This is a genomic window from Pseudobutyrivibrio xylanivorans (assembly GCF_008935055.1).
Taxonomy (GTDB): Bacteria; Bacillota; Clostridia; order Lachnospirales; family Lachnospiraceae; genus Pseudobutyrivibrio; species Pseudobutyrivibrio xylanivorans_A.
In genome coordinates this window covers 1403104-1424171 of record NZ_CP043028.1, presented here as the reverse complement: position 1 = coordinate 1424171, position 21068 = coordinate 1403104, and the positions used below count along the sequence as shown (strand labels likewise).

General features: G+C 40.4%; 15 protein-coding genes. All 15 read left to right on the top strand.

Going from position 1 to position 21068, the window contains the following annotated elements; genetic code table 11:
- The first annotated feature begins 47 nt into the window (after positions 1-47).
- The 15 genes from FXF36_RS06565 to FXF36_RS06500 all read left to right on the top strand — a co-directional run bounded on the left by FXF36_RS06565 (position 48) and on the right by FXF36_RS06500 (position 20984).
- Positions 48-335: a YerC/YecD family TrpR-related protein gene (locus FXF36_RS06565; RefSeq protein WP_015548776.1), complete on the top strand. Its 288-nt coding sequence runs from the start codon at positions 48-50 to the stop codon at positions 333-335.
- Positions 336-510: 175 nt separating this feature from the next.
- A complete protein-coding gene (locus FXF36_RS06560) occupies positions 511-2799 on the top strand; it encodes an alpha-L-rhamnosidase (RefSeq protein WP_151623021.1) in 2289 nt (762 codons plus the stop codon).
- A 9-nt stretch (positions 2800-2808) separates the two neighbouring features.
- A complete protein-coding gene (locus FXF36_RS06555; protein WP_174819724.1) occupies positions 2809-3519 on the top strand; it encodes a LytR/AlgR family response regulator transcription factor in 711 nt (236 codons plus the stop codon).
- Between the two features lies 1 nt (position 3520).
- Positions 3521-4852: an ATP-binding protein gene (locus FXF36_RS06550; protein ID WP_151623020.1), complete on the top strand. Its 1332-nt coding sequence runs from the start codon at positions 3521-3523 to the stop codon at positions 4850-4852.
- 103 nt (positions 4853-4955) lie between these two features.
- Entirely contained in the window at positions 4956-6419 is a 1464-nt protein-coding gene (locus tag FXF36_RS06545; protein WP_151623019.1) for an MFS transporter, read from the top strand.
- A gap of 117 nt (positions 6420-6536) precedes the next feature.
- Positions 6537-9689, top strand: coding sequence for a glycoside hydrolase family 3 N-terminal domain-containing protein (locus tag FXF36_RS06540; RefSeq protein ID WP_151623018.1), 3153 nt, complete (start codon positions 6537-6539; stop codon positions 9687-9689).
- 3 nt (positions 9690-9692) lie between these two features.
- Positions 9693-10169 carry a hypothetical protein gene (locus FXF36_RS06535; RefSeq protein WP_151623017.1) on the top strand — a complete coding sequence of 159 codons (477 nt, stop codon included), beginning with the start codon at positions 9693-9695 and terminating at the stop codon, positions 10167-10169.
- Positions 10170-10241: 72 nt separating this feature from the next.
- The gene (locus tag FXF36_RS06530) at positions 10242-12620 is read left to right on the top strand and encodes a glycoside hydrolase family 2 TIM barrel-domain containing protein (protein WP_151623016.1); all 2379 of its coding nucleotides are present in this window, start codon (positions 10242-10244) and stop codon (positions 12618-12620) included.
- 215 nt (positions 12621-12835) lie between these two features.
- Positions 12836-13456 (top strand): DUF1836 domain-containing protein, encoded by a 621-nt coding sequence (locus tag FXF36_RS06525; protein ID WP_151623015.1) that lies wholly within the window; start codon positions 12836-12838, stop codon positions 13454-13456.
- A gap of 85 nt (positions 13457-13541) precedes the next feature.
- Positions 13542-15836 (top strand): ATP-dependent helicase, encoded by a 2295-nt coding sequence (locus tag FXF36_RS06520; RefSeq protein ID WP_151623014.1) that lies wholly within the window; start codon positions 13542-13544, stop codon positions 15834-15836.
- A gap of 133 nt (positions 15837-15969) precedes the next feature.
- A complete protein-coding gene (gene rlmD / locus FXF36_RS06515) occupies positions 15970-17361 on the top strand; it encodes a 23S rRNA (uracil(1939)-C(5))-methyltransferase RlmD (RefSeq protein ID WP_151623013.1) in 1392 nt (463 codons plus the stop codon).
- Positions 17362-17670: 309 nt separating this feature from the next.
- Positions 17671-18873, top strand: coding sequence for an IS110 family RNA-guided transposase (locus FXF36_RS06510; protein ID WP_151622368.1), 1203 nt, complete (start codon positions 17671-17673; stop codon positions 18871-18873).
- A 248-nt stretch (positions 18874-19121) separates the two neighbouring features.
- Complete coding sequence (locus FXF36_RS16580) at positions 19122-19469, top strand: helix-turn-helix domain-containing protein (RefSeq protein ID WP_243143589.1); 348 nt, start codon at positions 19122-19124, stop codon at positions 19467-19469.
- A gap of 57 nt (positions 19470-19526) precedes the next feature.
- The gene (locus FXF36_RS16575) at positions 19527-20057 is read left to right on the top strand and encodes a hypothetical protein (protein WP_243143588.1); all 531 of its coding nucleotides are present in this window, start codon (positions 19527-19529) and stop codon (positions 20055-20057) included.
- A gap of 171 nt (positions 20058-20228) precedes the next feature.
- Positions 20229-20984 (top strand): GNAT family N-acetyltransferase, encoded by a 756-nt coding sequence (locus FXF36_RS06500; RefSeq protein WP_167511308.1) that lies wholly within the window; start codon positions 20229-20231, stop codon positions 20982-20984.
- Positions 20985-21068 lie beyond the last annotated feature (84 nt).

Below are 21068 nucleotides of genomic sequence, written 5' to 3'. Positions count from 1 at the left end.
TGATTTAAGTCTAAAAATATGGGGTAAATATAGGAGTATTGGTAATAATGAATAAGAAACTTGAAACAGCAGAGATGGATGAGCTCTTAAGAGCCATTCTTAGCCTCGAGACAGTCGAGGAAGCATATGAATTTTTTGAAGACCTTTGTACAGTAAATGAGATGGTAGCAATGAAGCAGCGTTTCGAGGTTGCTAAGATGCTTCGTGAGGAGCGTACATATCAGGACATCGCAGATGAAACTGGTGCCAGCTCAGCTACAATCAGCCGTGTTAATCGTGCCCTTAACTATGGAAACGATGGTTACGACATGGTTCTTAAGAGAATCAGTAAATAACGCGAATATCAAATGTCAAAGTCAGGTCAACATTGACCTGGCTTTTTATTATGCAGAAAAATGAAAACTACCGTTCATGCGAAAAATTATACATTTCAGGTAGTGGAGTTTTTTCCGGATGCTTATGTGCTAAACTCTAATTATAGATAATAGAAGTAATAGGCGAGGAAGAATTATGGGCAAGCTAAGTCATAGCGATAGACAGTGGAAGGCTAAGTGGATAACTGACGGAGAGTATGTTTTCAAAGAGAAAAAGATATCTCCAGTTCCTATGGTCTTCAGGAAAAGTTTTGAAATTTCAAAAAAGGTTGTAAGTGCTGAGCTCTATTCCACAGCCCTTGGAACCTATGTGTTTACCATAAATGACATCAGGGTTGGAGAGGACTATTTTACCCCTGGTTTTACCAGCTATAAGTATAATCTTCAGTATCAGAAATATGATGTAACACATTTGCTGAGGGAAGATAACACTATTCTAGGAACTGTGTCTGGCGGCTGGGCAGTTGGTGCCTTCGTTTATAGTAGAAGAAACAGATTGTTTGCTGACAGGCAGGCATTACTTGCTGAGCTCATAATTACCTATGAGGATGGTACTAAAGAGCTTGTAGCTACAGATGAGAGCTGGGAAGTTTCTACAGAGGGACCATTGCGCTATGGTGATCTCTACGATGGCGAGGAGTACGATGCCAGAATTAGTGATGAATCTATAAAATACCATAAGGCTATCCTTGAAACACTTAGAATTGCTCCTAGTATTTCAAAAGCTATCGGTGTGCCAGTGAGAGAACATGAAAAATTCGAGCCTATTAGCGTAAACAAGGTTGGAGATGAATTAATCTATGACTTTGGCCAAAATTTTGCAGGAATAGTTCATTTTTCAATCAATGGCAAAGAAGGTCAGCAAATTGAAATAAAGCATGCTGAGATTTTAAAAGAGGATGGTAGTCTAAACACCGATTTCCTTAGAAGTGCCAAGGCTCGTATTCTTTATACTGCAAGAGATGGACAGCAGGAATATGCGCCGAACTTCACATATATGGGATTTAGATATGTTTCTGTATCAGGAATAGATGAAAAGGAAATTAGCATATATGCCAGAGCGTTATACTCTGATGTAAAGGAAATTGGCTCATTTACCTGCTCTAATGAGATGATAAATCGCCTTCAGGAAAACATTAAATGGGGGGCGAAGTCCAACTTTGTGGAAATTCCAACAGATTGTCCACAGCGTGATGAGAGAATGGGGTGGACTGGAGACATTGCTCTTTTTGCAGCCACAGCCTGCTTCAACTTTGATATGAAGGATTTCCTTAAGAAATGGTTGAGGGATATGCGCTCAGAACAGCTTTCCACCGGCGGTATTCCGAATACAATTCCGTCTAACGGATTTGGTTTTCCTACTACAATGCCACCTGTTGCGGTTGATTTTTGGGGAGATGCCAGTGTGCTTGTTCCATGGGCAGTTTATCAGGCAACTGGTGATAAATCAGTTCTCTCTGAAAACTATGACATGATGAAGAAATATGTGAAGGCCTGCAAAAACTGGGCTGGATTATTTTCATTTGGAAAGCACAGATATATCTGGCATACCCTATCCACACTTCATTTTGGCGACTGGGTAGCACCAGATGTTCCAAAGATGAGCCAGTGGCAGAAACGAAGCAAGTGGACCGCTACAGCCAGCCTTGCAAATACAGCACATCTTGTTTCAAAGGTTGCAGAAATACTTGGAAATCCTAATGATGAGGTTTATTTCAGAAATATATATGAAAAGACAAGTGATGCCTACACGAGCATTTTCACAGATGGAGATGGTAAGCTTCTTGAGGAGTTCCAGACAGCCTACGTGCTTCCAATTCACTTCAATATGTTTAACGAAGCAGCAAAGAAAAAGGCCGCTGAAAACTTAGCACAGTTAGTCAAGGCCAACGACTATAAAATTGGAACTGGTTTCCCTGGAACACCATATATACTTTTTGCATTAGCAGATAATGGGCAGAAGGAAGCAGCCTTTAAGATGCTTATGAATACGGATTGTCCATCATGGCTCTATGAAGTCAAAATGGGAGCGACCACCATTTGGGAGCGCTGGGATGGCTTGGATGAAAATGGCAACTGTCCAATAGGAAATGACGGCACTGACACCATGATTTCCTATAATCACTATGCTTCAGGAGCTGTTGGAGATTTCCTTTACAGGAGAATCGCAGGAATTGAGCCAGTTGTGGCAGGCTACAGGAAGTTTAGGATTGCGCCATTAGTAGGCGGTGGACTTACATTTGCAAGAGGCGAGCTCAATTCACCTTATGGAAAGATTGTATCTGACTGGTCTATTTCAGAAAACAGGTTTATAATCAAGATTACAGTGCCAGAGGATACTACCTGTCATTTGATTATGCCAGATGAGAGTGAAAAGTTCCTTTCGGCAGGTGAATATAGTTTTGAATGTAATATTTATTGTTAGGTTATTTTTATGCTTCGAGTAGCAATTGTGGATGATGACGGAGCATATCGTAAAGAAATTATCGATATGCTCGTCAAATACGAAAAGGAATACGGTGAAACCTTTAACATAACTGAATATACAGATGGAGATGAGCTGGTGGAAAACTACAGCTCTGATTTTGATATCATTCTTTTGGATGTGGAAATGAGATTTATGGATGGCATGGCCGCAGCGGGGCATGTTCGTGAGGTTGATCCAGACGTTGTAATTGTATTTATTACTAACATGCCACAATATGCTATCAACGGATATAGAGTGGATGCTCTTGATTATATTTTAAAGCCAATTGAGTATTATCCATTTTCGCAGACTATAAAAAGAGCTATAGGCAGAAGAGGAAATACAGATAAGAAATATATCAGGGTCAAGATAAAAGGCGGTGAGCAGAAGCTTGATATATCGCATATACGATATATTGAAGTGATTGGTCACGACATGATTATTCATTGTATTGATAGTGATATCGAAACTAAGGGAACTATCAGGGAGATGGAAGAACTGCTTAGAGATGATTATTTCTTCCTGTGTAACAAAGGCTTTTTAGTTAACCTGGCGCAGGTAGACAGTATCCAGGGTAATGATATCATTATTGGAAATGACTGGGTTCAGGTGAGCCGAGCAAAGAAGAAACCATTTATTGATGCGCTTAATCAATACATGAGGACAATGGGACATTAATATGAATCAAGAGTTGATACAGGCTTTGCAGGTTGGGAATACCCCAGGATATTGGTATTCACATGCATATATAATAGCTTCGATTATTTATATATTTAACAATCCTAAGAAAAACAAAGAATCAAATTGGGTTCTTCCTCAGATACCGATTTGGGTAATTCTTGAGGTGTTCATGATACTTACTGCTGGGCAGGACGGTATTCTTTTTGTACTTGTGATGCTGGTAATAGGATTCATTAATTTCTTTAGCATCAGTATAGCTGTTGAGGGGGATATAAAAAGAAAGATTTACTACACCATTCGAACATTTATTTTAGGTGAGTTTGCTGGCTCGCTGGGATGGCAGGTTTATTATTTTATATTTAACCAGAAATACATATCGCATATACGAATTGCCGAAGCCTCAACTATGTTTATAACCTATGCAATTGTATTTGGAATAGCATTCTTTGCTGAAAAGAGACATCAAAAGAGCAATCGTGAATTTGATATTACTGGCAGAGCTTTAAGCGGAATAGCTGCCACAGCACTGGCGACTTACGCCTTTAGTAATCTGTCTTACGTAGTTACAAATACGCCATTTACCACCATGTACAATTCAGAGCTTTATATGATACGAACAGGTGCAGACTTCATGGGAGTTGTACTTTTATATATGTACCACGAGCTTATGATGGAATCTGCAGAAAAGGTTGAGGCTCTGACAATTAAGCATATGCTGGAGCTACAGTATAGCCAGTATCAGGCTTCGGAGCAGACTATTGAACTGGTCAACCAAAAGTATCATGATTTGAAGCATCAAATTAGAATGCTACAGAGAGATATGGTAGATGATGAGCGGTCAGAATACTTGGACCAGATGATGAAGGAAATTAGGCACTACGAGGCACAGTATAAAACTGGCAACCGAATTCTTGATACAGTACTTTCGTCAGAAGCAATGAAGTGCCAGTCCAAAGGTATAGAAATCACCTGTGTAACTGATGGCTATGCAATTGAATTTATGCAGCCTATGGATATTAGTGCGCTGTTCTTCAACGCATTGGATAACGCAATCGAAGGAACGGAAAAGATTGAGAATCCAAAGGAGAGACTGATTTATCTTACTGTGGATAAGCAGAAGAGCTTTATACGTATCCATGTGGAAAACACATATACTGGCAAGATTCAGTTCAGACATCACCTTCCTGTGACAACCAAATCCAACAAGAATGTCCATGGCTATGGTGTGAAGTCAATGAAGCAGATAGCGGAAAAATATGGTGGTTCAATAAGAGCGGAAGCGGTAGATGGTTGGTTCAAGCTCTATATTCTCATACCAATTCCTAGATAATATTACCGTTTACGAACTAAACATGACAGTTTATGAAGGCTCCGAATTATTCGGGGCCTTTCATGATACTATTAGACTATTAAAGTATCAAAGGAGAAGAACCATGAAAAAACAAGATAATATATGGGCCTCAGGATTCTTAGCTTCATCAATAAAATCAAATGAAGTAAAGCTTCCTGAAATGGCTATAGGATATTTTATCGGACCATTTGGAGCATTGCTGTCATCAGGTATTTTCACAAGCATGCTCCAGAAATATTTAAACGAGGTACTGGGGCTTTCGAATGGATTTTTGACACTGTTACCTCTTGTATCAACAGTACTTATCATCATTGCAAACCTGGTGGTAGGACAGCTTATTGAGCATACTAAGGCACTTGCTGGAAAGGCTAGACCATGGATTTTGCTTTCAGCGCTTACTCTTTCAATTGCATCGGTACTTATGTTTATTGTACCTGCAGAGGGCACAGCTCGTATGATTTGGATTGCCATCGCCTATAATCTTTACTATTCAGTGGCATATCCAATTTACAACACTGCAAATTCTACACTGGTTCCTGTTTCTACAAGAGATAGCAAACAGCGTGGCGCCATTGCTTCATTTACAAATGTTGCAGGCCTTGGAGTAATGGGTGCAGGCTCAATGGTGTTCCCAATTTTGGCATCTAATGTGCTTGGAGAGAATCAGCACAGATGGTTTATAGTTATGGCTTGTGTAGCTATTTTCACAGCTATGACAATTCTCTTACAGTATAAGTTCACAAGAGAACGTGTCACAGAGGAAAACTTTATCGGTGGTACAGGTGATGGAACAGCTACTGAAAACAACACAAAGACTGCTACTATCAGTGAGCAGCTGAAGGCTGTTACAACAGAAAAATGGTGGTGGATAATCATTATCTTCTATTTATTATTTCAGTGGTCAGGTGCCATTAAAAATGGTTCCATGACTCAGTTCTGTGAATGGGTGCTGAAGCTTGATATGGTTGGTAATGACTGGGGAATCGCTCAGACAATCCTTTCGATAGCAGGCGCAGTGCCAATGGCAGTTGCAGCAGTATTTGTTGTTCCACTTGCTAACAAGTTCGGCAAGGCAAAGGTTACTTTCGCAGGTCTTGCAATTGGAGCAGTTGGTGGAATTCTTGCAGGACTTTTTAGTGACAATATTATTGTGGTAGGAATCGGTGTTGCACTTAAGTGCTTTGGTTCATCACCAGCATGTTATTTGATTCTTGCAATGCTTGCAGATGTTATCGACCATATCGAGTTTAAATCTGGCATCAGAACAGATGGACTTACAATGTCAATCTACTCATCACTTATGGTTGCTGCATCACCAATCGGAACAGCAATTATGAATGCACTTCTGACAGCTGGCGGCTTTGATCAGTCAATAGTGTTTGGTGCAGGAGTACAGTCAGCGGCTGCACAGTCAGCACTTACAGTTTCATATATATGGATTGAAACTTTTGCATATATTCTCTGTGCAGTATTGGCGTTCTTCTTTACAGTAGAGAAGAATCTTAGCGCAGAACAGGCAGAGATAGCAAAGCGAAAAGGATTATAATACCGTTCATGCAAATAAAGTAACCGTTGACGCATGTGACGATTTTACAAGGATTTTATTTGATAATATAGCCTTACTAAATAAGGGAGATAATCCTGAGGAAATAGGAGGGTATTTATGAGAACTAAAGTATTGGTTCCAGCCATGAGAGGTGTGGCAGCGCTTTCAGCATCACTTTTAGTGCTTTCCACTCTTGGAGCGGACGTAGCTGAGACCTACAGAAAGAATCTTGATGATGTACTTGGCACAACAAGCTACGTAACATCTACAGATGCAGATTCTGCCAGATTTGTTTCAGACTATGAAACAGTTGAAGATATGGCAGCAGCTGCAAAAGATATTGCAATCAGAGAAGGCCAGGAAGGTACTGTTATCATGAAAAATGATAATGACGCACTTCCACTTTCAGGCACTTCTGAGGTAGCACTTTTTGGACTTGCAGCATATGCACCTTATCCATATAATGCAGGCGATTTCAGAGGTGGAAATGATGACGCGGTAGAGCTTCTTCAGGCATTTGAGGATGCTGGAGTTACTGTTAATTCCACAGTTAAAGATTTCTATGTTAACCTTATGAACAAGCATGAGGTTGTTACTCAGAATATGTGGACAGGAGCAGATGAATATTCAATCGGCTTCGACTACATCTATAACACAACAGTTGGTGATATGGTAGATTTTGCTATCACAGAGGTACCAGCTAATGAGTTTGAAAGTCTTGGACTTGCAAGTGATTGGAAGTCAAAGATTAACAAGGAAGATACAACTGCAATTTGTGTTTTTGCAAGACCAGGTGGAGAGTCAAACACTTACGGTGCAGGCACAGCTGTAAATTATGCAGGAGAGAAGACTGGTGAAGATCCACTTGCACTTTCAGAGGATGAGCTTTCTGTTATTGATGCAGCAAAGGAAACTTGCTCAAAGGTAGTTGTACTTCTCAATACAGGAAATGCAATGCTTATTTCTGATATTGCAGAGGGCGGCGCTCACGAGGTTGATGGTATTGCTTACATTGGTTGTATCAACGACTATCAGTGCATCGGTATCGTGGATGTGCTCACAGGAAAAGTAAATGCTACAGGTGCTCTTACAGAGGCTTTTGTAGTTGATAACAGCTCTATTCCAGCAGTTCAGAACTTTGGTGGCGACTATTATGCAGACGCAGAAACACTTGCTGCAAACGCTGAGAATGGTTATGACGAGAGATATCCAAATGTTGATATTACAAATACAAGTGCAGTAGGTTCATTCGGTGGTGGAGACCCTACCTACAGTGGTGGTGAGTACATCGTTGAAGCAGAGAGTATCTACGTAGGTTATAAGTACTACGAGACAAGATACTTTGATGCTATTGCAAATCCAACATTTAACGCAGCTTCTGCAGCTGGCTCAACACAGGGAGCAGGATGGAATTATGGGGATGAAATGGTTTACAGCTTTGGCCATGGCCTTTCATATTTACCATATGAGCAGAATATCAAGAGTGTAGAAGTTGAAAACACTGTTGATGGAAATGTAACAGCAGTTGTAGAGGTGAAGAACAATGGCGACGCAGATGGAAACTTCCTTGCACAGCTTTATGTTTCACAGCCTTACACAGACTATGATAAGGAAAATCTTGTTGAGAAATCATCAATTATGTTTTTAAATTCTGCGAAGGTATTTGTACCAGCAGGTGAAACAGCAGAGGTTACAATCGAGGTTCCTGCAAAATATCTTGCAAGCTACGATTATAAAAATGCAAAGACTTACATCTTAGATGCTGGGGATTACTATTTCACAGCTGCAGCAGGTGCGCACGAGGCAGTTAACAATGTCCTTGCAGCACAGGGCTTTACAACAGCAGACGGTATGGATGCTGATGCAAAGGGAACAGCAACAGTATGGAATGGAAATAAAGAGCTTGATACAGTTACATACTCAATTGAGAATGATGTAGAGGTAACAAACGTTGCTGACGATGCAGATCTTAACTACTGGACAGGTGAGGATACTGTAACATATCTTTCAAGACAGGATTGGGAAGGAACATACCCTATCAATTACAATAAGGATGTTCAGATTACACTTGCAGACAGCCCTAAGGCTGAGGAGTGGATTAACCTTCTCAAGGGCAAGGTTTATGAAATAGCTTCTGATTCACCTGCAACAGAGGGTGAGGACAAGGGTCTTAGATTTGACGCTACTTCAATCGGTTATGAGCAGCTTGAAAATGTAAATGATGAATATTGGAACGAGCTTGTTTCTCAGATTACAATTGACGAAGCAATCGGTGCAGTAATTCACGGCGGTAGCCAGACAGATACACTTACAAACGTTGATAATCCAATCGTTCTTCAGAATGAGGGTGTTTGCGGTTTCTCAGCAGCATACACAGATGAAGCAACAGGAAAGGTTTATCATTTTAATGTAAACTCACAGACACTTTTAGGTTCTTCTTTCAACCCACAGCTCGCATATGAGTGGGGTCTTGTAGAAGGAAATTCAGGCTTATGGCTTGAGAGATATCAGTTATGGGGCACAGGTCTTACACTTAAGAGAACACCTTATAACGGACGTAACTACGAGTACATTTCTGAAGATCCAATGCTTACAAACAGAATTGGCTATGGCACTTTAAAGGGATGCACAGAAAAGGGAATTCTTAATGGACCAAAGCACTTAGGCTTTAACGATCAGGAGCATACTAGAAACGGTATTGCTGTATATCTGAATGAGCAGAAGTTGCGCGAGACAGATTTACGAGGCTTCCAGGGCGGACTTGAGGATGCAAAGGGACTTGCAGTCATGATTGCATTCAACAGACTTGGACCTACAAACGCAAGTGCATACGCACCACTTATTACAAATATTCTTCGTCAGGAATGGGCATTTACAGGCGTCATTTCTACAGATATGGTTAACAATATTTACTACTTCACACCAGAGGGCAGCGTAATGGCAGGTATCACACAGATGGCTGACTTCGCAACAAATGATAATCACATCAACCTTGGTGAAGGTGGAGTAGATGGCTCATGGGGCTACTTATCAGTGGATGCTGTAAAGAATGACTCAGCTCTTGTAGAAAAAGCTAGAGAGAATCTTAAGTATCAGCTTTACACATTTGCTAACAGCGCACTTATGAATGTTTCTACTGAAAAGGTAGAGGTATGGTGGGACACTGTTCTTAACACCATTAAGCTTGCAAATGGAATCCTGCTTGTAGTATCAGCTCTTTTATGGCTTGTATTTTCAGTAAAGCCAAGCAAAAGTAAGGAGGAGAATTAAGCTATGAATTCTATCAAAAAAATAACACCTGGAATCATCTTAACTGTCATCACCTTACTTTTAAGTGTGATTTCAATAATCGTATATAATACAAACATTGCTGGGGAAGGCTATTTCCATAATGCAGCAGTTTCAAATGCAGTAAAATTCAATGTGTTAGGAATCATTGTTCTTGCAGTTGCAATTGTACTTGCACTTGTACCTGTAGAAGGTGTACTCGCCAAGGTGCTCACAATCATTTCAGATGTGTGCCGAATTGTTGCACCAGCGCTTTTTATAGCAGCTGTACTTGCTATCGTAACAGCAAGAGTTGAGGGATTTGCATTTATCTACTTCTCAAATGTAGAGGTTCTTCAGGAAGTGCAGACTCCAGCAAATATTTCATCAGCACATGGAGCAATTGCAAACATTGTTTTCCTTGCAATCACAGCAGTTGTGGGAATTGTATCAGCGTTCTTTAGTACGAGAAAAGAATCATAAAAAGAGACAAAAATTTTAAAGAAGCCTGGAGACGCGTATGTGTTTCCAGGCTTTTTAGGAAAGAGAAGAATTATGATTAAAAAATGCTTAAATGACAATTGGTTAGTTTATGAAACTGGAAAAAGAGATAACGCAATAAAAGTTGATGTGCCTTATGATGCAATGCTCTTGGATGAAAAGTCAGCAGATAGCGTAACTGGCGTTAATCTGGGATGGATTGTTCCAAAGGATTACACTTATGAGAAGAGCCTTTTTGTGCCGATAGAGTGGAAAGAAAAGGTGAATATAATCTATTTCGAGAGTGTGTATCATAAAGCTTCGGTTTTTGTAAATGGAAGGAAGGCTGCATTTCAGGATTACGGTTACAGCGGATTTTATGTTGATGTGACAGAGTTTTTAAAATACGGAGAAGACAATGAGATTCGTGTGGAAGCAATTAACTCTGACCAGCCAAACAGCCGTTGGTATTCCGGCACAGGTATTTATCGACCAGTCTGGCTATACCAGTTGCCACAGGAGCATATCAAAATCAATGGAATTAAGATTGATACAGTAGCTATTTCACCTGCAAGGATTCGTGTGAGAGTATCTACAACTGGAGCAGGGAATGTGGCTGTATCTATACCCGAGCTTGCTGTAACAGGTGTGGCAATTGCTGATGCATACGGTCATGCTACTCTGGAACTGGAGTGCAAGGATGCCATTCTTTGGTCGCCGGAAAATCCAAAGCTTTATGATATCAAGGTTTCATTTGGTGAGGATGAGTGGACAGAGCGAATCGGTATCAGGACTATCGAATACAATGAGAAGGTTGGCTTCGCAATAAATGGTAAGCGAGTGATTTTTAGAGGAGCCTGCATACATCACGATAATGGATTACTTGGTGCAGCTGCGCATGATTTTGCAGAATATCGCAAGGTCCGTCTCATGAAAGAAAATGGTTATAACGCCATCAGAAGTGCTCATAATCCATGTTCAGAAGCAATGCTTAGAGCCTGCGATGAAATGGGTGTACTGATGATGGATGAGTACGTGGATTGCTGGTATATTCACAAAACCAAGAATGATTATGCTGGCAAAGTGGAAGAGAACTACAAGACTGACTTAAAGGCTTTGGTGGACAAGGACTACAATCATCCAAGTGTAATAATGTATTCTACAGGAAATGAGGTAGCTGAGACTTCGCAGGAACGTGGAATCAAGTTTACTGGAGAGATGACTAATTATCTTCACAGTCTTGACAACTCCCGTCCAGTTTCTTGTGGTGTTAATATATTCTTCAATTTCCTTTTCTCGATGGGATTTGGAGTATATTCTGATAAGAAAGCTGAGGCAGAGGTTAAGAATTCATCTAAGAAAAAGGCTGTGGGAAGTGAGTTCTTCAACAATCTTGCAGGGCTTCTCGGAGCAGATTTTATGAAGTTTGGCGCCACACTTTATCCATGCGACCTTAAAACTAAAGGTGCTTTTGCTAACATGGATTTTGCTGGCTATAACTATGGTATCAACAGATATAAAAAGGATTTAAAGAAGTATCCTAAGCGTTTGATTTTAGGTAGTGAGACATTTTGCTCGGACGCTTATAAATTCTATGAGATTGCAAAGAAAGAGCCTAGAATTATAGGTGATTTTGTTTGGGCTGGAATGGATTATCTGGGTGAAACAGGTGTAGGTGCAATGGAATACAGTGATTATGCACCGGATTTTAATCACGGAATTGGTTGGGTTTCAGCTGGTTCAGGCAGGGTGGATTTAACAGGAAAGTCTCTTTCTGAGGCAGATTATACTATGGTTGCGTTTGAGCAAAAGGATATTGCAATTGGTGTAATACCAGTTAAATATGCTAAGAAAAAACATTCTCCATCAGCTTGGAAAATGACTAATGCAATGCAATCGTGGACCTGGCATGGCTGCGGGGGTATGGATACAACCGTTGAAGTTTATTCAAGAGATGAGGAGATAGAGCTTCTTTTGAACGGCAAGAGTCTTGGACGAAAAAAGAGAAAAGATGATTGTAGAGTAAAGTTTGATGTGAAGTATGAACCAGGAGAATTGATGGCTATCGCTTATGATGCATCAGGCAATGAGTCTCATAGAACATCACTTGTGACAGCGCAGTCAGATACAATCCTTGTGGCGGAGCCAGAGCAAAAAGAAATCTCCGCAGATAATGGACTTGCCTATATTAGACTTAGATTCTGCGATAAGGATGGTATACTCAATCCTTTGGCGAGAGAAGAAATAGAGGTTGAGGTTGAAGGCGGTAAGCTTTTGGGCCTTGGAAGTGGGTGCCCGTTTTATACCAAAAGTTATCTGTCAGACACCTGCGACACATATTTTGGCGAGGCACTTGCTATCGTAAAACCTGAGGAAAGAGGTGAAATTAGGCTAAAAGCATTCGTGGCTGGAAAGAGTGAACTCTCTGCCGAAGCGAAGGTAAATGTTATTTGATTTGGCTTTTAATAATATGATAATGATGATAATATGTAAGATGTAGTTCTCGTAACTACATCTTATTTTTTCGTATCTGTTTATTGTAACTATGTTTAATTTTTTATAGAAAGTGTAAGGCGGTAGCAGACAATCTCTGAGATTTCTGTAGGTGACATGTAGTCACCGGAAGAAATACTCAGGATTGTTGGCGTAACTGCCGTAGGGGTTTAAATATGGATAATTCTAGAAAAAGATTGAATTCAATTTTGCATCAACTGGCAGAAATAGATTATGTTCATCCAGAGGACATTCCAAATATAGATTTATACATGGATCAGGTGCTTACGTTCTTGGATCAGGAGCTTGGTACAGTTCGCGAAGCCACCGAAGATAAGGCTATGACCAAGACCATGATTAACAACTATACCAAGAATCAGCTTATGCCTCCACCGACCAAGAAAAAGTATTCCAGGGATCACATGCTTAACTTAATTTTTATTTATTATTTCAAGAATTTCCTTGGACTGAAGGATATCAAGAGTATCCTTGATCCAATCAACGACAAGTACTATGGTGATAGTAAGGGCTTGGATTTCTTTGATATCTATAGTGATATGGTTGGCTATGAGCGTAAAGTCGCTAAGGAAGTAACAAAAGATATTATCAAGAAGTACAATATGAGTCGCGAGGCCTTTGCAGACCAGGACGAGGAGAGCAGGGATGTGCTTCAGGACTTTACATTCATTTGTCTTCTTTCATTTGATGTGTTTGTAAAAAAGATGATGATTGAGCAATATATATCTAATCGTCGTGCTGACGAGGAAGAACTTGGCAATAGTTCTAAAGAAAAGTAAAAAGAAAAATAATTCTTGGGTAGAAGGAACTAGGTTCATATGATAAAATTATAGAACAAAGTTTCGCTTAAAGGACAGTATTATAATGAATTTAGATATTTTAAATGACAAGCAGCGTGAGGGTGTTGTCACAACCGAGGGACCTGTGCTTATTTTGGCAGGTGCTGGTTCGGGAAAGACAAGAGTGCTTACACATCGCGTTGCTTATTTGATTGAGCAGGGCGTGATGCCATACAACATTATGGCTATCACCTTCACGAATAAAGCAGCTCGAGAGATGCGTGAGCGTATAGATAGTATAGTTGGATTTGGTTCAGATGGCGTTTGGGTTGCCACCTTCCATGCCAGCTGTGTGCGAATCCTTCGCCGCTTTGGTGACAGAATTGGATATGGCAGCAATTTCACTATTTATGATACTGATGATTGCAAGACTCTTATGAAGGATGTTTGCAAATATCTTCAGATAGACACAAAGCAGTTCAAGGAACGTACATTTTTAAATGTAATTTCCGATGCCAAGAATAAGCTCATTGGACCTGAGGAGTTTACCAATCGTGCCATGGGAGATTACAACATGTCGCGTCAGGCTTCCGTGTACCGTGAGTACCAGGCACGTCTTCGCCAGAACAATGCAATGGATTTTGATGACCTGATCATGAAGACTGTTGAGCTTTTGAAGGTAGATGGTGAGGTGCGAGCTTACTACAATGATAAGTTCAAGTATATCATGGTGGATGAGTATCAGGACACCAATGCTGCACAGTTTGAGCTGGTTCGCTTGCTTACTGGAGCTCAGCAGAATCTTTGTGTAGTAGGTGATGATGATCAGTCTATTTACAAGTTCCGTGGCGCTGATATCTATAATATTTTGAATTTTGAGCAGCATTTCCCAGCAGCTCATGTGATTAAGCTGGAGCAGAATTACCGCTCTACCGGTAATATTCTGGAGGCAGCCAATTCTGTCATAGCAAACAATGAAGGACGTAAGGAAAAGGCCCTTTGGACCGAAGCTGAGGATGGAGATAAAATCCATTTCCAGCAGTTTGACAGTGCATACGAGGAAGCAAGCTTTATTGCCAGCAATATTGCATCCTTTGTTCGTAAGGGAGAGGCTGATTATAAGGATTGTGCGGTGCTTTATCGTACCAATGCACAGTCCCGTCTTATTGAAGAGAAGATGATTTACGAGGGAATCCCATACAAGATTGTAGGCGGTGTAAACTTCTACAGCCGTAAGGAAATCAAGGATATCCTCGCTTATTTAAAAACAGTTGATAATGGTAGTGATGATATTGCAGTTCAGCGTATTATCAATATTCCAAAGCGTGGAATCGGTGCTACTACTATCGCCAAGGTTTCTGATTTTGCAAGGGAGCGTGGTTTGAATTTCTATGAGGCGCTGGTTCATTGCGAGGAGATTCCTTCCATTGGAAAGGCCGCTGCAAAGATTCAGGGCTTCACGTCCCTTGTTGAGAAGCTTCGTGAGATTGGAAAGACAGAGTCGGTTTCAGCTCTTGTTGAGGAGATTTTGGATCAGACAGATTATGTGGCAGAGCTTAAGGCTGAGGGCACAGATGAGGCAAAGGCACGAATCGAGAATATCGACGAGCTTTTGACAAAGGCAGTTGCCTACGAGAAGGATGCAAGAGCGGAAGGCGAGGAGCCAACTCTTTCAGGATTTTTAGAGGATGTTGCACTTGTAGCCGATATTGATAGTTACGAGGAGAGCGACAACTATGTTGTTCTTATGACTCTTCATGGAGCAAAGGGTCTTGAGTTCCCACGTGTTTACATGGCAGGAATGGAAGACGGATTGTTCCCAGGACAGAGTGCAATCTTTGATGGCGGTGGAGCTGATTCAGAGATGGAAGAGGAGCGTCGTCTGGCATACGTGGGAATTACCCGTGCCAGAGAGCACCTGACTATGACCAGTGCTCGAATGAGAATGATTCGTGGTGAGACTGCTTTCCACAAGATTTCCCGATTTGTTAAGGAGATTCCAGAGGAGCTTCTTCAGGGCAACCTTTGGGAGCCAAAGCCAATGGAGGATTATTCTAGCACTCCTATTGGTGAGTACTCTGTATATCAGAGACCAAGCAAGCCAGTGTCTAGCTTCAACAAGCCAGTTTCAAGTTATTCGAAGCCGGCGAGCTTTACAGTGGGAAGCTCGACTACCGCAGTGGCAAACAAGAATGGCACAAAGATTGAAAAAGGTGATTTAGAATATGGTATTGGCGACCGCGTCAGCCATATTAAATTTAAAGAAGGCACAGTGAAGGATATCATTGACGAGGGTCGTGACTATGAGGTTACGGTAGAGTTTGATGGTGTAGGCGTGAAGAAGATGTTCGCGTCGTTCGCGAAGTTGCGTAAGATTTAGCATTAGCTTAGTGTTTTTTTAATGAGCCAGTAGCCAACAAGCTCTTGGTGTTACTTGAGGGGCCAATCTCGCGACGGAGTAATACCAGGGCTTGTAGGTGTAACTGGCGGAGTAAGTTTGTGTGAGGTGTAATATGAAACGTGGAGAAGTTGTACAAGGTAAGGTAATAAAAGTAAACTTCCCTAACAAAGGTATAGTTGAAACTGCTGAGGGTGACCGCCTTCGTGTAAAGGGCGTGCTCCCAGGTCAGACAGTTTCTGTAAGAGTTAAAAAGTCTTCAAAGGAAAAGGCACAGGGCAATCTCCTTTCTGTGGATGCTCCTTCAGAGCTTGAGATGGCTGAGCCAGCATGTGTACATTATGGTAAATGCGGCGGCTGTACATATCAGTCACTTCCTTATGAGACGCAGCTCGAGATTAAGTCAGGTATGATTCATGACCTGATGGCTCCAGTCATTGGTGAGGATGTATGGAATGCTACCTATGAGGGAATCAAGGGCAGTCCAAAGCAGTTTGAATATAGAAATAAGATGGAGTTCTCCTTTGGAGATGAGGTGAAGGATGGACCTCTTTCTCTTGGTATGCACAAGAAGGGGAGCTTCTATGATGTTGTTACAGTAGATGGCTGTCAGATTATTGATGCAGATATGCGTCGCGTTCTTACAATCACTTTAGATTACTTCGTAAATGCGAATCAGCCATATTATCGCAAGAATACCCACGAGGGATACCTCCGTCATTTGCTTGTGCGCAAGGCAGCAAAGACTGGAGAAATTCTTGTGGATATAGTTACAAGCACACAGATAGATGAAAGCTTCGAAAAGGAGCTTTTAGGAGGTTGGAAGCAGGCGCTTCTAACATGCCCGGATTGGGAAGGCAAGCTTACTGGCATCCTTCATACTAAGAATGACAGAGAAGCAGATGTTGTAGCAGATGAGGGTACAGAAATCCTCTATGGCCAGGATTGGTTTAAGGAAGAGTTACTTGGTCTTTCATTTACTATCAGTCCATTCTCATTCTTCCAGACCAACTCACTTGGTGCAGAGGTGCTCTACAGCACAGCTCGTGATTTCATAGCTGGCGGCGCTGATGGAGCAGAGGTCTATGATCTTTATTCTGGCACAGGCACAATCGCCCAGGTTATCGCACCTGCAGCAAAGCACGTTACTGGTGTAGAAATCATCTCCGAAGCGGTTGAGGCTGCAAAGGAAAATGCCAAGCTCAATGGACTTTCAAATTGCGATTTCATCGCAGGTGATGTCCTCAAGGTTCTTGATGATATCTCTGAAAAGCCAGACTATATCATCCTTGACCCACCACGTGATGGTATCCATCCAAAGGCCTTGGAGAAGATCATCGACTACGGTGTGGATTCACTTGTGTATATCTCATGCAAGCCTACCAGCCTTGCACGAGACCTTGAGGTATTCCTCGCCCGCGGCTATCATGTAACCCGCTTGGCTTGCGTTGATATGTTCCCTGGGACTTATCATGTGGAGACGTGTGCGAAAATTGAGAGGATATAGGAACTAAATACGGTATAGACTCAGCTTCCAAACATGAATAGTTTGGGAGCTTTTTTAGTACCATAAAAGTGTAGTAGTTAGAGAGTAATTATCTCTAACTTCTGCACTTATTTTTTTATAATAAGGGGAGTAATTGGTCTGACGTGGGGCTTTTTGGATTAATCATCCGCAATAAAAACCGTTAACCAACCCCTTATTATAAGCATTCGATTAGGCAGGTAGGGAGCGACACCCGCGTAACCAACTAAACTGAATGGTAATAAGTGCGGTTGGAACAATTACTAAATTTTATGTAGAGGGAGGTTTAGAATGATAAGCGTAGGTGTTGATGTTTCTAAAGGTAAAAGTACTGTATGCGTTATGAAGCCATACGGAGAAATTGTATTAAAACCGTTTGAAGTACAGCATACAGAAAGTGAGCTCAGCGAACTTGAGAAGATGTTAAGGAAGCTGGATGGCGAAGTAAGATTGGTTATGGAAGCCACAGGTGTATACCATTTGCCATTGCTAACTTTTTTTCTTGAGCGTGGGTATTTTGTGTCGGTAATAAATCCATATGCCATGAGAAAATATGCTAAAGATAACAGCATTCGTGGCGCTAAAACAGACAAATTGGACTCAATTGTCATAGCAAACTATGGTATTGAAAAATGGTATAAGCTTCAAAACTATGACAAAGATGAGGCTATATATGCTGAGCTTAAGTTGCTTGGGAGACGTTACAGATTCTATATGGAACTACACATTAAAGCGCTTCAAGAATTAACTCATATGTTAGATTACACAATGCCAGGCTTAAAAACTAAATTTAATAGTTGGGATGAAAAGAATAATAAAGATAAACTTAGTGATTTTGTAGAACGCTTCTGGCATTATGACCTGATTATCGGAATGAGTCGTGATGATTTTGTGGTGGCCTATTGTGAGTGGGCTAAAGAAAAGAAATACCAAAAGAGCCAATCAAAAGCTGAAGAAATATATGAATTGGCATCTAATGGTATTCCTACGTTATCTTCAAGTACTCCATCTACAAAAATGTTAGTACAAGAAGCTATATCTGTGTTGAGAGCAATTGATGATACCCTCAATACAATTCTAACACGAATGAAGGAACTTGCTAAGAGTTTACCTGAATATTCTACTGTTAGAGCAATGGGTGGGGTTGGTGATGTATTGGCACCTAAGTTGATTGCTGAAATTGGAGATATAAGAAAACTTCATAGCGCAAAAGCACTTATTGCTGTTGCGGGAATAGATCCTCCTCCATATGAATCAGGACAATTTGTAGGTTCAAACCGGCGCATAACGAAAAGAGGTTCATCAACGCTACGAAAAGTAGGGTATGAAGTTATGCGAGTGTTGAAGAGTCACCCTGAACCAGAGGATAATGCTGTATACAATTACATCCTGAAAAAGGAAGCTGAAGGTAAAACAAAGAAACATGCAAAAATAGCAGGTTTAAACAAGTTTTTAAGGATATATTATGCAAGAGTAAGTGAAGTGTATAAATAGAAAAATATAGTTAAAGGCTGGTCTACCGCCAGCCTTATTGTGATGCAATTAATTATTTAAAAAGTATATTTGAAATTCATGCTTGATTTTTGTTAGCAGGTTTTTATGCAGGAAATAAGAAAGTTTATTAAGCTTTCGGCAGAGAAACGTAAGGAAAAAGATTTGTTTGATATTGAATACGTTTTGTTTACATGATAATATGTTCGTGTAAACGAAATTGATAGAATTCGGAAAGGCGGACAGTTGTTATGGCAATAACTGAAAGAATATTTTTTCTTATAAAAGAGCGTGGGTTAAGTCAAAATGCATTTGGTAAAGCAGCTGGTATAGCACCAAGTACAATCAGTGATTGGAAGAGAAAAGGGCATAATCCTTCCGCTGATAAGATTATGGATATATGCAGAGTATTAGAAGTATCACCGGAGGCTCTTCTTACTGGTAAAGGTATAGATGAGACTGAGGTCAAGGAGACTAAGGTGGATTATAAGGAAAAGCAGCTTTTAATGGAATATGAAGGCTTAAATGAGGACGCACAAAAGAGGCTGCTGACTTATGCAAAGAAGTTGGGGGAGTTGACTAAGTTAGAGGAGATTTAATTTTTGAGGTCACAATTTGTGACCTCAAAGAGGTAATATGAAAGGAATTTTTAGTAATTGAAGAATAATGTAAATGTGTCTGTGATTCAAGATGCAGATGGAAATAATATTGTAATGATTAATGATATTGCTTTTAAGGGAAAGCGATCGATGAATTGGGATGATGTAAAGGAGTATTTAAAAGAATTTGTTGGAAATAATTACACTATAGCTGGCTCTAATGAAGTTGTTTATATTGGAACTGATTTACCCGATGAATATACTGGTTCAGATTATACCTATAGCTTGAAAGGTGCAGTTGCTAAGGCAAAAGCTAACGCAGCTCAAGGATTAGGAGAATTAATTGAGATAGCAACAAATGGAAAGCATACAGAGAATAAAAAGAAAAAACATAATATTGATGGAGCTAATGGTTGGTATCGTTATGATTCTTGTTTTGCTTTGCCTGTGTATGGAGTTGATAATAAAGTGGAAAGGTATAACGTCTTTAATGTAAATTTGATAATTAGACATGATTTAGATGGCAAGAAGTATTTATACGACATAATAAACATAAAAAAAGAAACGAGCAACCCGCTTGGCTGTTAGTTCCTAACACGTACGGTAAAAAACCCATTTCCTTCAAAAAGGATAATACTATGGTACAGGAAAAATGTCAATCCAATATTCGAATAAAGGGGGACATGTCTTATGTTTTCTTATCCGCGTGCGATTCGAGAAGGTTAATAAATGAGCGAGATTATATAGAGGTGTATTTTGTTGAATAAAGTTGATAGAATCAGATACAAAGAATATATTAAATGTGCTAACGAATGCCTGGCTAACCGGGTTTATCCTTTATCAATTGCGACCGGGACTCAGGATGGAGATATTTATGTTGATGGCAAAGGCTGTGTACTGTTTTGGCATTATTGCGGCTTTGCGTATATCTCTGGGGATGTGAGCTCAGATGTTCTTGAGGAAGTATATCAAAATTTTTGGGGGTCTGATACGGAGCGAAGATTTTTACTAATTACAGATTCGAAGTTTTTTTCCGACTATTATTCAGGCATAGACATGCTACGAATTGATAAAAGGATTGAATACACTCATAGCGGAATCCTTGAAAAGCAACCGAAACTTGATGACGGCTTTGTCATTGAACGTATAACTTCAGACAATATACATGTCATTCAGGGGAGAATTACGCCATCTTTTTCCTGGAATGACAGTGAAATGTTCCTTCGGAATGGATTTGGATTTCTGGCAAGAAGTAAGGAAGATGGCAGCTTCGCTGCGGTGGCGTTTTCAAGTGCGGTCAGTCCGGAGGAAGTGGATATTGGTGTTGAGACTGCTGAAACATACAGATACCATGGTCTGGCATCCTATCTGGCATACAAGATGTGTGAGGAAATCATACGCCAGGGCAGAAGACCTGTATGGGCCCATGCGGAAACGAATACAGGTTCACAGAAAACGGCTCTCAGCGTCGGATTTAAACCAATAGGAATAAATACGGTAATCCAAAAGAAGTAATGTTCCAACAAAAACCAGATGATGCGTTGGAAAATCAAAAACACCTATTTTATCTTAATTATTATAATTTAACTTTGTATTTTG

Coding starts and splice junctions, on each gene's coding strand:
- FXF36_RS06565 (WP_015548776.1), top strand. CDS start 48: ATGAATAAGAAACTTGAAACAGCAGAGATGGATGAGCTCTTAAGAGCC.
- FXF36_RS06560 (WP_151623021.1), top strand. CDS start 511: ATGGGCAAGCTAAGTCATAGCGATAGACAGTGGAAGGCTAAGTGGATA.
- FXF36_RS06555 (WP_174819724.1), top strand. CDS start 2,809: ATGCTTCGAGTAGCAATTGTGGATGATGACGGAGCATATCGTAAAGAA.
- FXF36_RS06550 (WP_151623020.1), top strand. CDS start 3,521: ATGAATCAAGAGTTGATACAGGCTTTGCAGGTTGGGAATACCCCAGGA.
- FXF36_RS06545 (WP_151623019.1), top strand. CDS start 4,956: ATGAAAAAACAAGATAATATATGGGCCTCAGGATTCTTAGCTTCATCA.
- FXF36_RS06540 (WP_151623018.1), top strand. CDS start 6,537: ATGAGAACTAAAGTATTGGTTCCAGCCATGAGAGGTGTGGCAGCGCTT.
- FXF36_RS06535 (WP_151623017.1), top strand. CDS start 9,693: ATGAATTCTATCAAAAAAATAACACCTGGAATCATCTTAACTGTCATC.
- FXF36_RS06530 (WP_151623016.1), top strand. CDS start 10,242: ATGATTAAAAAATGCTTAAATGACAATTGGTTAGTTTATGAAACTGGA.
- FXF36_RS06525 (WP_151623015.1), top strand. CDS start 12,836: ATGGATAATTCTAGAAAAAGATTGAATTCAATTTTGCATCAACTGGCA.
- FXF36_RS06520 (WP_151623014.1), top strand. CDS start 13,542: ATGAATTTAGATATTTTAAATGACAAGCAGCGTGAGGGTGTTGTCACA.
- rlmD (WP_151623013.1), top strand. CDS start 15,970: ATGAAACGTGGAGAAGTTGTACAAGGTAAGGTAATAAAAGTAAACTTC.
- FXF36_RS06510 (WP_151622368.1), top strand. CDS start 17,671: ATGATAAGCGTAGGTGTTGATGTTTCTAAAGGTAAAAGTACTGTATGC.
- FXF36_RS16580 (WP_243143589.1), top strand. CDS start 19,122: ATGGCAATAACTGAAAGAATATTTTTTCTTATAAAAGAGCGTGGGTTA.